This is a genomic window from Mesorhizobium sp. C399B (assembly GCF_030323185.1).
GTDB lineage: Bacteria > Pseudomonadota > Alphaproteobacteria > Rhizobiales > Rhizobiaceae > Mesorhizobium.
This window is the reverse complement of record NZ_CP100472.1, coordinates 4295497-4308272: the sequence shown is the minus strand read 5'-3', so window position 1 is coordinate 4308272 and position 12776 is coordinate 4295497. Positions and strand designations below refer to the sequence as shown.

The 12776-nt window shown below is 60.8% G+C and carries 11 protein-coding genes; 10 read left to right on the top strand and 1 reads right to left on the bottom strand.

The annotated features are described in order from the left end of the window. Window positions 1-5: 5 nt before the first annotated feature. Window positions 6-1073: a hemin-degrading factor gene (locus tag NLY36_RS20635; RefSeq protein ID WP_023736305.1), complete on the bottom strand. Its 1068-nt coding sequence runs from the start codon at window positions 1071-1073 to the stop codon at window positions 6-8. 684 nt (window positions 1074-1757) lie between these two features. Between NLY36_RS20635 and NLY36_RS20630 the strand changes: the two genes are divergently transcribed. From NLY36_RS20630 to nifB, 10 genes are all read left to right on the top strand, one after another. Then, on the top strand, window positions 1758-2078 hold the full coding sequence (locus NLY36_RS20630) for a HesB/IscA family protein (RefSeq protein WP_023736304.1): 321 nt from the start codon (window positions 1758-1760) through the stop codon (window positions 2076-2078). A gap of 443 nt (window positions 2079-2521) precedes the next feature. Continuing rightward, a complete protein-coding gene (nifS, locus tag NLY36_RS20625; RefSeq protein ID WP_023736302.1) occupies window positions 2522-3688 on the top strand; it encodes a cysteine desulfurase NifS in 1167 nt (388 codons plus the stop codon). 25 nt (window positions 3689-3713) lie between these two features. Next, the gene (nifV, locus tag NLY36_RS20620) at window positions 3714-4922 is read left to right on the top strand and encodes a homocitrate synthase (protein ID WP_023736301.1); all 1209 of its coding nucleotides are present in this window, start codon (window positions 3714-3716) and stop codon (window positions 4920-4922) included. After that, window positions 4919-5299: a nitrogenase stabilizing/protective protein NifW gene (gene nifW / locus NLY36_RS20615; RefSeq protein WP_023736300.1), complete on the top strand. Its 381-nt coding sequence runs from the start codon at window positions 4919-4921 to the stop codon at window positions 5297-5299. Before nifV ends, nifW begins: the two co-directional genes overlap by 4 nt. A gap of 187 nt (window positions 5300-5486) precedes the next feature. Further along, complete coding sequence (locus NLY36_RS20610) at window positions 5487-6338, top strand: electron transfer flavoprotein subunit beta/FixA family protein (RefSeq protein ID WP_023736299.1); 852 nt, start codon at window positions 5487-5489, stop codon at window positions 6336-6338. A 17-nt stretch (window positions 6339-6355) separates the two neighbouring features. Beyond that, window positions 6356-7465 (top strand): electron transfer flavoprotein subunit alpha/FixB family protein, encoded by a 1110-nt coding sequence (locus tag NLY36_RS20605; protein ID WP_023736298.1) that lies wholly within the window; start codon window positions 6356-6358, stop codon window positions 7463-7465. 9 nt (window positions 7466-7474) lie between these two features. Next, window positions 7475-8782, top strand: coding sequence for an FAD-binding protein (locus NLY36_RS20600; protein WP_023736297.1), 1308 nt, complete (start codon window positions 7475-7477; stop codon window positions 8780-8782). A gap of 11 nt (window positions 8783-8793) precedes the next feature. Beyond that, a complete protein-coding gene (locus tag NLY36_RS20595; RefSeq protein ID WP_023678245.1) occupies window positions 8794-9093 on the top strand; it encodes a ferredoxin family protein in 300 nt (99 codons plus the stop codon). Between the two features lie 179 nt (window positions 9094-9272). Next, window positions 9273-11036: a nif-specific transcriptional activator NifA gene (nifA, locus tag NLY36_RS20590; RefSeq protein ID WP_031249259.1), complete on the top strand. Its 1764-nt coding sequence runs from the start codon at window positions 9273-9275 to the stop codon at window positions 11034-11036. A gap of 239 nt (window positions 11037-11275) precedes the next feature. Continuing rightward, on the top strand, window positions 11276-12751 hold the full coding sequence (gene nifB, locus NLY36_RS20585; protein WP_023736295.1) for a nitrogenase cofactor biosynthesis protein NifB: 1476 nt from the start codon (window positions 11276-11278) through the stop codon (window positions 12749-12751). The last annotated feature ends 25 nt before the right edge of the window (window positions 12752-12776 follow it).

Below are 12776 nucleotides of genomic sequence, written 5' to 3'. Positions count from 1 at the left end.
ACACTCTATACATCCCTGTCGCTCGGACCGGGAATGCGTGGCAGACTCTCGGCCAGAAACCGCCAGTCGCTGCGCTCGCGTTCGCCTTCCTTGCGCGTGCCGAAGAACTGGATGATCATCTTGCCGTCGGCGCCATAGGCTTCAATGGACGTCACGTGACCGTCCCTCATCGGCTTGCGCACGGCCCAGACCTCGCGGATGTGATGGGTCCTCAGATGCAGATGGAAGGTCTCGTCGAGCACATTGATCCGCGGTCCGATCTGCTTGACCGACTTGATCGGGCCGGAATGGATCTGGATGCAACCACGATTGCCGACAAAGCACATGATAGGCATCTCGTCTTCGGCCGCCTGTTGGAACAGGGCGCCAACGGCATCATTGTCGAGCAGCCAAGCGTAATCTTCGTCGGCCATACGCATTGCCTGGCAGCGGCTGAGCTTCAGTGTCTTCAACATATGGTAGAACTGATGCACGTCGCTCAGCCGGCTCCAGTGCTCGCGTAGGTCGTCGGCAGTGGCGGCTTGGTCTGGACTCACTGTGTTATCGCGCGCACCGCCCGCTTCGACCGATATGATCGGCTCCTGGTCGCAGGATACGAGCTCTGCCGTCAGATCCTGATAGGCGTGCAGGTTCGAGGCGGGCCTGAGATGTACTTTGTGCATCGCCTCGCCGGCGGCATCAAAGAATTGCAGGCTGCGGCGGATCTCGGCTCCCTCGCGCTTCTCGAAGGCGAAGCCATACGCCCACGCTTTCGGGAAGATGCGCAGGTCGATGTCGTCGCCGAGCACCATGGCATGCTGGTTGCCGGTGACCACTTTGTCGTAGACGCCGATCTTTTGGTGCACGGCACTTTCGTTGCGGGTGAGCGCCATCACCTCGCCGACCGCTTCAAGACCCATCAGCAGATCATCGACGCGCGGCTCGATGCGCACCGCGCCGTGACCACAATGCGCCGCGACCAATTCGGCTTCCGAAATGCCCAATCGAGCGGCGAGATCATGCTCCCGGATTTTCGGATTGTCTTCGCACGCCCACCGTATTTCATCCGGCGACGGTTTCTCGCGCTGGTCCATGTCTTACCCCTGGTTCTACCTACGTGTAAGGATCAGTTGCCCTGCCGGGGAATCTTCAGCCGATAGGGCGGCCGTAATGCTCGATCCTGATCTGCTGCTGGCCCATGAACAAAGTGTCGCTTGACAGCGTGCATACGGCGTCGCACCCGCGCGAAAACCGGCGAGCAGGCACATGCCGATGGCATCCCGTTGAGCCGGTCGGCGGCTAATGGGCGGTGGTGAGCGAGTGTGCGTGTTGTCGCAATCGGCCAAGCGGGCATTCGGATGCCACGGGCGGCGCTGCTTTGCCAAGCGAGGCGTATCTGACCCGGTCCTGACATGTTGCTCCCTTGCTTCGCCCCATCCATCGCGAGGGCACCCACGGCATGATTGCGGATCGGCATGCTCTTGCCGCCTCGCCAAACGGAGCCTCAAAAACCGTGCCAATTGCGCCGAAGCAAGCTCAGAAGACGTTCTGTATTTGCTGATGTGAGTTCAACCAAGAACTCAGGCCCAACATCCCTCGTGGCGATCCCGACAAACCCGACAGTACGTGTCGGTTGGCCGACAGCTTCGCAGCAATGCACTCACAAGAAGCACGGCAGTGTCAGAGATGCCGCGCTGTGTTGAAACGTTTTTTTTCGCTTTGGCACGGTGCATGCGACGTGATGCGCAAGCAGGTCCCGGACTGAGGAGAATGGAGCCATGATTACGCTCACCGACAACGCTGTTGCCGCCTTCAAGACTGCTCTTTCCCGCGCCAGCGAGCCGGCGGAAGGCTTTCGCATTGTGGTCGAGGCCGGCGGCTGCGCCGGCTTCAAATACTTAATGGGCCTGGAGAGCGTGCCGCGCGAGGGCGACGCGATCACTGACACAGATGGGATCAAGCTGTTCGTGGACGCGGGCTCCCAACCCCATGTAGCCGGCATGACCGTCGACTTCCTCACCGGGCTCGAATCCTCCGGTTTTGTCTTCGATAACCCCAATGCGCGCGAAAAGTGCGGCTGCGGCAAGTCCTTCAGTTAAACGCCCGAAGCGCCTGTGCGGCCGACAGACTGATTTTGCGGCAGAGGAGACTTATATGGCCGGCACGACAGATGTCCCCATCCTAAAGAACAAGGTAAGGTCAAAGCCGATCTCGGGACAGCCATTCGCTTCCCTAGGATGCAAAGAACGTCGCCTCCCGAAACAGCTCGGGTCCTGGTGTCACCCGAGCTGCTTGCGGACAAATCGCGCCGCTGCGCCAAATTCGGCTCATCGAAGACCTTATCGCGTTCGGGCCGTCCTTACCTGCGGGCTGACGACGGGCACTGCGAACATGTCCATCTCGACGGAGATCCGGTCTGCGTCAAACACTCCGGGCGTCTGCGCGGGCTGCCAGTTCAGGCCCATTATCATCAACGGCATGCGCCAGAGGCTCAACGAGTCGGTCCGCGCCGCATCATTCTGGTCAACTGAGGATCACACCTATGAAGCCTGTCTACCTCGACAACAACGCAACCACACGGGTCGATCCTGCGGTCCTGCAAGCGATGTTGCCGTTCTTTAGGGATCAATTCGCCAACCCTTCGTCGGCGCACGCTCTTGGCGCCTCAGTCAGTGCGGCGGTGACAAAGGCGCGGAGGCAGTTGCAAGCGCTGATCGGCGCGGAGTTCGACGATGAGATCACCTTCACCTCGGGTGGGACAGAAAGCGACAATGCAGCGCTTCTTTCAGCGCTCGAGGCGGCGCCCAACCGAACCGAGATCGTTACGTCCGCGGTCGAGCATCCCGCCGTGCTGACGCTTTGCGCGCATCTTGAGAAGACCCGCCGCGTCAAGGTGCACAGGATCCCGGTGGATTGCCGTGGCCGGCTCGACCTCGACGCCTATATGGCCGCCCTCACCCCACAGGTGGCAATCGTTTCCATAATGTGGGCGAACAACGAGACTGGTGTGATCTTCCCCGTGGCCAGGCTTGCCGAGTTGGCCAAGGAAGTCGGCGCCCTATTCCATACCGATGCTGTGCAGGCGGTCGGCAAGCTTCCGATGGACCTGAAGTCGACCTCAATCGACATGCTGTCGCTCTCCGGCCACAAGCTGCACGGGCCGAAAGGGATCGGTGCGCTTTTCGTAAAACGTGGCGTGAACTTCCATTCGCTGATCAAGGGGGGCCACCAAGAACACAACCGGCGTGCCGGCACCGAGAATACGCCCGGCATAGCCGGGCTCGGGACGGCGGCCGAACTCGCCTTGAAATTCATGGACGACGAGACCACACGGGTAAAGTCGCTCCGCGATCGCCTGGAGGGCGGGATCCTCCAGCGCATCCCAAGCACCTGTGTCACTGGTGATCCCCTGCAACGATTGCCCAACACCGCAAACATCTCCTTCGAACATGTCGAAAGTGATGGAATTCCACTTCTCCTCAGCCGCATTGGCATCGCGTGTTCCTCTGGCTCGGCCTGCACCTCCGGCTCTCTGGAACCAAGCCATGTCCTAAGCGCGATGAAAACGCCGCACGCGGCAGTCCGCTTCTCCTTGGCGCGGGACAACAGCGAAGAGGATATCGACCGGGTGCTCGAGGTCATGCCGGCAATCGTGGGGAAGCTGCGCAGCTTTTCCGGTTCTGGGCCGGGTAATCCGGTCTATGCGTGAGCGGCAGAAGAACAGGCTACCGGTCATGACCCGTCATGTCTCCCTCAACGATACGACCTTGCGCGATGGCGAGCAGGCGCCGGGCGTCGCCTTTACCACGACGGAAAAGCTGGAGATCGCTGAGTCTCTTGCGGCGGCCGGCGTGACAGAGATCGAGATCGGCACGCCGGTCATGGGCGTCGACGAGATCGAAACAATTCGCGCCGTGGTCGCGCGGCGTCTTCCGGTTCGGCTCATGGCCTGGTGCCGGATGACGTCGTTGGATCTCGATGCAGCGATCGAGAGCGGCGTCCAAGCGGTCAATTTGTCGCTGCCTGCGTCGGACATCCAACTTGCCGCCAAGCTCGGCCTCGACAGGGCGGGAGCGCTCCAGGTCATCGATGATATGGTCAGGCGCGCCGCCGCCGCCGGCTTCTTCGTCGCGGTGGGGTGCGAGGATGCCTCGCGGGCCAATCGGGATCATCTCGCCCGCGTCATCGAGACGGCCGCACGCGCCGGCGCAAGCCGCGTGAGGCTGGCCGACACAGTCGGTGTTCTCGACCCGTTTTCAACCTTCGAACTTGTCGCCCAGCTGGTGGTGCAGTCTCCAATCGACCTTGAATTTCATGCGCACAACGATCTCGGACTTGCTGGCGCCAACACGCTAGCCGCGATCCGCGCAGGCGCGCGCCATGCCTCCGTCACCGTCCTGGGGCTCGGCGAGCGTGCGGGCAATGCCGCGCTGGAAGAGGTGGCCGCCGCGATGGCGGTCTTCGGCGGCGCAGATACCGGCATCGAGCTGACCGCATTGCCCGGCCTCGCCGCCGAGGTGGCCTGGGCCGCCCGCCGGCAGACCGCGGCCACTAAGCCGGTCGTCGGCGCCGATGTTTTCACCCACGAATCCGGCATTCACGTCGCAGGGCTGCTGAAGGACTCGCGTACTTATCAGGGGCTTGATCCGGCTCTGGTGGGCCGCTGCCGGCGGATCGTCATCGGCAAGCATTCCGGCGCCACTGCGATTGCCCATGTGCTGAGCGAAAGCGGTCGCGATCTCGACCCGGATCTGGCAGCCGCGATGGTGGCCCGCGTCCGGCGCGAGGCGGCCGAGACCAAATCGACGCTCACTGCAACTCAACTGGTCGAGCTCTACGATAAAATGTGCAGCGAGGCGTCCCTCTTCGAGCTGTGCGGGTCCAGGTCAGCCGTGCGCGCGCGCGCAAAGGCCACAGTTTTGCGACCAGGGAGAATGCAATGAATTGTTCCGCTGACAGCCGCCCCATCGATGTCACAGACATCCTCGCACGACTGAAGCGCCTGTCGGCCGCGGAGGAGTTCTTCTCAGTCCTTGGCGTCTCCTATGACCCCAAGGTGCTGAATGTCTCGCGGCTCCATATAATGAAGCGCGTGGGCCAATACCTTGCCGAAGAAGATTTCTCCGGTCTGCCCGACCAGGTGATTGCCGCGAGGGTGCGCGCGACGCTCGAACGCGCTTACGAGGACTTTGCGATTTCCTCGCCGCTCACGCATCGGGTCTTCAAGGTGCTCAAAGACCACGATCCGAACAAACCTGCCGCGCCGGGTCACACCTTTGTCCCGTTCGACTCGGTGCTGAAGCGGTTCGGACGGGAATGAGCGGCGACAAGGGTTGCGACGCGACAATGTCGAGCAGCCGACAAATCCGGTCATCACCACAGCGCCGTCAGAAGCAACCAGCCGAAGTTGTAGGAAGGGGGCAGCGCAAGAGACTTGGCACGAATTATGCGGATCAAGGAGATAACCGCAATGCCCGCACCCGGACAGGAGCCTAGAGAAACCGCCAATGCACATCGTAATCTGCATCAAGCAGGTGCCGGACTCGGCACAGATAAGGGTCCATCCGGTGACGAACACAATCATGCGCCAGGGTGTTCCGACCATCATCAACCCTTACGACCTGTTCGCCCTCGAAGAAGCGCTCAGACTGCGCGATGCCTATGGCGGGCAAGTCACTGTGCTCACCATGGGTCCGCCCATGGCAGAGGACGCGCTGCGCAAGGCGCTCGGCTACGGCGCCGACCGAGCGGTGCTCTTGACCGACCGCTATTTTGCCGGCTCCGACACGCTGGCGACCTCGTTCGCCCTTTCCCAGGCAATCGCGAAGGTCGGCGAGACGTTCGGCACGCCAGACCTCGTCTTCACCGGCAAGCAGACGATCGATGGCGACACCGCCCAGGTCGGGCCCGGCATCGCCAAGCGCCTCGGACTCCTGCAACTGACCTATGTCGCGAAGATCCCCTCTATTGACCTTGCTGCAGGCGAGATCAAGGTCGAGCGCCGCTCCGAAGGCGGCACACAGATGCTGAAGAGCAGGCTGCCTTGTCTCATCACCATGCTAGAAGGCACAAACGAGATCCGCCGGGGCTCGATCCACGACGCCTTGTGCGCCGCGCGCAGCCAGGTCTTGAAATGGAGCGCGGCCGACGCCGGCATCGAGGATCTCACCAAATGCGGCCTGCGCGGCTCACCGACGGTCGTCAAGCGTGTTTTCGCCCCTCCTGCTCGAGCTGAAAAGGCGGCACTAATCGACACCGCCGAGAAGGCCTTGCGCGATGTCGCTGACGAACTCATCACCGCAATCTTCACCCGCCAGCCGGCGCTGGAACATGAGCTCGCCTTCAACGGCGGCGCGTGACGGCAAGGAGCAAAACGATGTCGACCGCGAACCGAGAAACCCCTCGCCCTGCCGCCGGCCGCGCCGGCATAAAGAAGGAGCTGTCCGCCCATTTCAAGGACTACCGGCACGTCTGGGTCTTCATCGAGCTCGAACGCGGCCAGGTCCACCCCGTATCATTCGAGCTGCTCGGCGAAGGCCGCAAATTAGCAGACAAGCTTCAGGTCCAGCTTGCAGGCGTCGTGCTCGGACCGCCGGGAGAGGCCGTCGGGAACGCCGTTGCCGAAGCATTCGCCTATGGTGCTGACCTTGTCTACATCGCCGAGGCGCCCCTGCTCGCCGACTATCGGAACGAGCCTTTCACCAAGGCGATGACGGATCTGGTCGATACCCACAAACCCGAAATCCTTCTTCTCGGTGCCACCACACTCGGCAGGGATCTTGCCGGCTCCGTGGCGACGACCTTGCAGACAGGGCTCACGGCCGACTGCACCGAACTCGATGTGGATACCGACAGTTCGCTCGCCGCCACGCGTCCGACTTTCGGCGGTTCCTTGTTGTGCACGATCTATACGCTCAATTTCCGCCCTCAGATGGCGACAGTGCGGCCAAGAGTCATGCCCATGCCGCAGCGGACGGATAAACCGGTCGGGCGTGTCATCCGGCACAAGCTCTCGCTTGCCGAGGACGAGATCGCTACCAAAGTCCTCGGCTTCCTGCCGGACAATCAGTCGGCAAAGGCAAACCTTGCCTATGCCGACGTCGTGGTTGCGGGAGGCCTTGGTCTTGGCGCGGCGGAGAACCTGCAGCTTGTGAAGAACCTCGCGCGAGCAATCGGCGGCGAGCATGGCTGTTCGCGCCCGTTGGTCCAGAAGAGCTGGATGCCAGCTGATCGGCAGATCGGCCAAACTGGCAAGACCATCCGGCCGAAGCTTTACATAGCGGCCGGGATTTCCGGCGCCGTCCAGCATCGGGTTGGCGTCGAGGGGGCGGATCTCATCGTGGCCATCAACACCGACCCGAACGCGCCGATTTTCGATTTCGCTCACCTCGGAATCGTCACCGACGCGATCCGCTTCCTGCCCGCACTGACGGAAGCCTTCACCCGGCGGCTGTCGCCCCACAGTCGCGATAAGCTTGCGAGCTAAGGGACGGACATGATCGAGGAAAACTTCGACGCCATTGTTGTTGGGGCAGGCATGTCCGGAAACGCAGCTGCTTACACCATGGCCAGCCATGGCCTAAAGGTGCTGCAGTTGGAGCGCGGTGAATATCCGGGCTCCAAGAATGTCCAAGGTGCCATCATGTACGCGAACATGCTGGAGAAGATCATCCCGGATTTCAGGGACGATGCGCCTCTCGAGCGGCATTTGGTTGAACAGCGGCTTTGGGTGATGGACGACACATCCCATACCGGGATTCACTATCGGTCGGACGACTTCAATGAGGCCAAGCCCAACCGATACACAATCATCCGTGCCCAGTTCGACAAATGGTTTTCGCGTAAGGTGCGCGAGGCCGGCGCGACGGTTCTGTGCGAGACGACCGTGACGGAGCTCATCCGTGACGCCAAGGACAGGGTGGTCGGCGTCCGCACAGATCGGGCCGGCGGAGCCATCTACGCGGACGTGGTCGTTCTCGCAGAAGGTGTCTGCGGACTGCTTGGCACGCGAGCCGGCCTGCGCCAGATGCCGAAGGCACAAGCCGTGGCGCTCGCCGTTAAGGAAATGCATTTCCTGCCCGAAGAGGTCATTGAGCAGCGGTTCGGCGTCAAGGGCGATGAAGGCTGCGTGATCGAGGCGGTGGGCACGACCTCCCGCAGCATGGCCGGGCTCGGCTTCCTCTACACCAACAAGGAGTCGATCTCATTGGGCATTGGCTGCCTCGTCTCCGATTTTGCCGCGATGGTCGAGAGCCCCTACGTTCTCCTTGACGCCTTAAAGAGCCATCCTTCTATCCGGCCGCTGATCGCCGGCTCGGAAGTGAAAGAATATTCCGCACACCTCATTCCCGAAGGCGGCTACAAGGCTATTCCGCAGCTGTTTGGCGATGGTTGGGTCGTGGTCGGCGATGCCGCGCAACTGAACAACGCCATTCACCGCGAGGGTTCGAACCTCGCCATGACCTCCGGCCGCATCGCGGCTGAGGCAATCATCGAGGTCAACAGCCGCAACGCTCCTATGACCAAACGAAATCTCGCTCTTTACAAAGCCATGCTGGACAAGTCCTTCGTGGTCAAGGACCTAAAGAAATACAAAGATATGCCGGCCTTGCTCCACACCAATTCCTGCAATTACTTCACAACTTATCCGCGGTTGATGTCGCAAGCCGCGCAGAACTTCATGCGTGTCGACGGCACGCCGAAGATCGAGAAGGAAAAGGCGACCACGGCGGCCTTCATCAAGGCGCGCTCGCGTTGGGGGCTGGTCAGCGACGCGGTCCGCCTTGCATTGGCGTGGCGCTGAAGGGAGACGAAATGACGATCGCAGTGACAAAGTCACGTGTCGAGGACAAGCTTTACCAGAACCGCTACTTGGTGGATTCCGGCCGCCCGCATATCAAAGTGCGACCGCACGAGAGGCCAAGCGCGAACTTGCTCGCGCTTACCCACGTCTGCCCGGCGAAATGTTATGAGTTGAACGACAAAGGTCAAGTGGAGATCACTGCTGACGGCTGCATGGAGTGCGGCACCTGCCGGATTTTGTGTGAGACCAGTGGCGAGATCGAGTGGAACTATCCACGCGGCGGTTTCGGAGTCCTCTTCAAATTCGGATGACCGACGCACGCACGTATTAAGAGGGTTGATCTTGATACAGTTTAGGTCTCGCCCAACGCCAAGTCTATTTTCTTTGCTTCGATCGTCGCTTTGACGAAGAGAAGCTCGTGAATACTGTGCTTTCAGAATTCAGATAAAAAAGGAGGAGCACTCTGGACGACAACCCCTGAGGTGTTTCCATGACCCACGGACCGCAAGATCGGGTCGACGAGGTTGGACCTCGGGAGACCCGCCCTGAACCGCCCATCAAAAGCATGCCCCAATCAGATATCGCGCTCAGAGGACTCTACGAGATATCGAAGGTGCTGACCGCCCCCAGCGAGCTGGAGATTACGCTCGCCAATGTCGTGAACGTCCTGCCTTCATTTCTGCAGATGCGTCACGGAGCAATCGTCGTCCTGGACGCTGAAGGAGAGCTGGAGATTGCCGCGACTGCCGGCAATACCCACGTACGTCAATCAGGCACTCGCCGCGTCATACCACAGGCCGTAACAGATCAAATCGTCGCTACGGGGACGCCGCTCTTCATACCGGACGTGCGCAAGTCCCAACTATTTCAGGCTGACCTTCAAACGTCTTCGAGCATCGGAACCATCCCAATTGCCTTTATCGGTATCCCGCTAAAGGCTGATCATGATATCCTTGGGACATTGTCGATCGACCGCGCCGGAGACGGCGCCACCGATTTTCGCGACGACGAGGACATTTATTTCCTGACGATGGTCGCCAACCTTGTCGGCCGGACCATCCGCCTCCATCGCGCCCTGAGTACAGATCGTCAGCGGTGTGGCCATGGGCAATCGGGACCGGAGAAATCGCCCAACGAGGGGAGGACCTACGACCCTGCCCGGCATGCGGATGCCAAAATCGACGGGATCATCGGGGAAAGCCCCGCACTCAAGCAGGTGCTCGAAACCGTCTCGGTCGTAGCAGGGACCAATTCCACCGTGCTTCTTCGGGGTGAAAGCGGCACCGGCAAGGAATTCTTTGCGCAGGCCATCCATAAGCTCTCACGTCGGAGGAAGAAGTCTTTCGTCAAATTGAACTGCGCCGCACTGTCTGAAAGCGTTCTGGAGTCAGAACTGTTTGGGCATGAAAAGGGCGCTTTCACGGGTGCTATCTCCCAGCGCGCCGGTCGTTTTGAATTGGCAAATGAGGGAACGCTGCTACTTGATGAAATCGGCGAGATTTCGCCGGCCTTTCAAGCCAAGCTGTTGCGTGTCTTGCAGGAAGGCGAGTTGGAGCGAGTCGGCGGCACCAAAACGCTACAGGTCGACGTGCGCCTCATATGCGCCACCAACAAGGACCTCGAGACGGCCGTCATAAAAGGGGAGTTCAGGGCCGACCTTTATTACCGCATCAATGTCGTGCCAATTATCCTGCCTCCGCTCAGAGAGCGAACCGGCGATATTCCACGCCTTGCGAACGCCTTCCTCAACCGGTTCAACAAGGAGAACGATCGCTCACTAGCCTTCGCGGCGCCGGCGCTTGACCTGATCTCGCAATGTTACTTCCCTGGTAACGTCCGCGAGCTGGAGAACTGCGTCCAAAGGACGGCCACACTTGCGCGCTCAAGGACGATCACTCCATCCGATTTCGCCTGTAAGAAGGGCCAGTGCCTTTCCTGGCTCCTCTGGAAGCGAGCCGACCGCTCGAATGGCGGCAATGCCATCGACGATCTCGCACGGGTCAACGCAGTGCCGGTCGGATTGCGGCTGCCGGCCAGTTGCATCGGTGCCTCCGCAGGCAAGATATCTCCCTTTACGGCCGGCGATCCGAACGATCCCACTTGTCCCCCGCGTCTGGCGGAACGCGACCGGGTGATCGACGCGATGGACAAGGCCGGTTGGGTTCAGGCCAGGGCGGCTCGTATCCTCGGCCTCACGCCGCGGCAAGTCGGCTACGCCCTGCGCCGGCATGGTATCGTGGTGAAGAAATTCTAGACGTCGTTATGACGTCAACCGTAAGCAGCCCGGAGTGGTCTCGTTCACACTTTGCGCGCCCAAGGCTGGTAGCCTCGCGACCCTATTTGCGTGTCCACTGTCGTAAGCCCGACAAAGGTGTGTCGGAGCAATCCGAAGGAATCTGACACGACAAGCCTATTCGTAAACCGAAACAGCTCTTTGAGCTGGCATAGCTCTTGCGCTTTGAACTGCGACATCACGCAGCAACGGAGCCGTTCATGTCTGCACCGGCAATTTCGCTTGAGAGCCTCAGCACGACATACGGTGACCAGTTGCTTGGCACCATGAAACCCGGTGGCTGCGCGTCATCCTGCGGCTCGTCGACAAAGCCCGACGACACGGATCCGGCTGTCTGGGAGAAGATCAAGGATCACCCCTGCTTTTCAGAAGAGGCGCATCACTATTTCGCGCGCATGCACGTCGCGGTCGCGCCGGGCTGCAACATCCAGTGCAACTACTGCAATCGCAAATATGACTGCGCCAACGAAAGCCGGCCTGGGGTGGCCTCTGAAAAGCTGACGCCCGACCAGGCGCTACGCAAGGTGATCGCGGTCGCCAGCGAGGTGCCGCAGCTTTCCGTGCTCGGCATCGCCGGACCGGGCGATGCCTGTTACGACTGGAAGAAGACGAAGGCGACCTTCGCCAGGGTCGCCAGGGAAATCCCAGACATCAAGTTTTGCATCTCCACGAATGGGCTCGCGCTACCGGACCATGTCGATGAGCTTGCCGACATGAATGTCGATCACGTGACGATCACCATCAACATGGTCGACCCTGAGGTCGGTACAAAGATATATCCTTGGATCTTTTACGACCATCGCCGCTACGTCGGCCTCGAAGCCGCCCGGATGCTGCACGAGCGGCAGATGTTGGGCCTGGAGATGCTGACCGCGCGCGGCATCCTCACCAAAATCAATTCGGTGATGATTCCTGGCGTGAACGATGAGCATCTGATCGAGGTGAATAGATGGGTCAAGGAGCGAGGCGCGTTCCTGCACAACCTCATGCCGCTGATTTCGGACCCGGCGCACGGCACGCACTACGGACTGAGTGGGCAGCGCGGCCCAAACGCAATGGAGCTGAAGGCTCTTCAGGATCGTCTCGAAGGCGGCGCCCAGTTGATGCGCCACTGCCGGCAGTGCCGGGCAGATGCCGTCGGCATGCTTGGCGAGGATCGTGGCCAGGAATTCACGGCCGACCGGATTCCCGGCGAGGTCACCTACGATGCCAGCAAGCGTAACGCCTATCGGGAGCTGGTCGCGCAGGAGCGCCGTGATCACGTGGCGGCCAGAAGTGAAGCGATCGGATTGGTCAAGGCAGCGAGGCCCGGCAAATCCGTCCTCTTCGCGGTGGCGACCAAGGGCGGCGGCCGCGTCAACGAACATTTCGGCCATGCGAAGGAATTCCAGGTTTACGAAGCCTCGCCGAGAGGGATCAGCTTTGTCGGGCATCGCAAGGTGGAGAAGTATTGCCTCGGCGGCTTGGGCAAGGAAGCCGCCCTCGATGGCATCATCGCAGCCCTTCAAGGCATAGATATCGTGCTGTGCGCCAGGATTGGAACTTGCCCGCAGGATCAGCTCGCGGACGCTGGAATCAGAGCCACCGACGCTTGCGCCCATGACTATATCGCGACGGCAATCAGCGCGATTTACACCGCCGCGTCAGGGGCCCCCGCACTCGCGGCGACGGCCTGAGCTGTCTCATCCATTCGGACCAGGA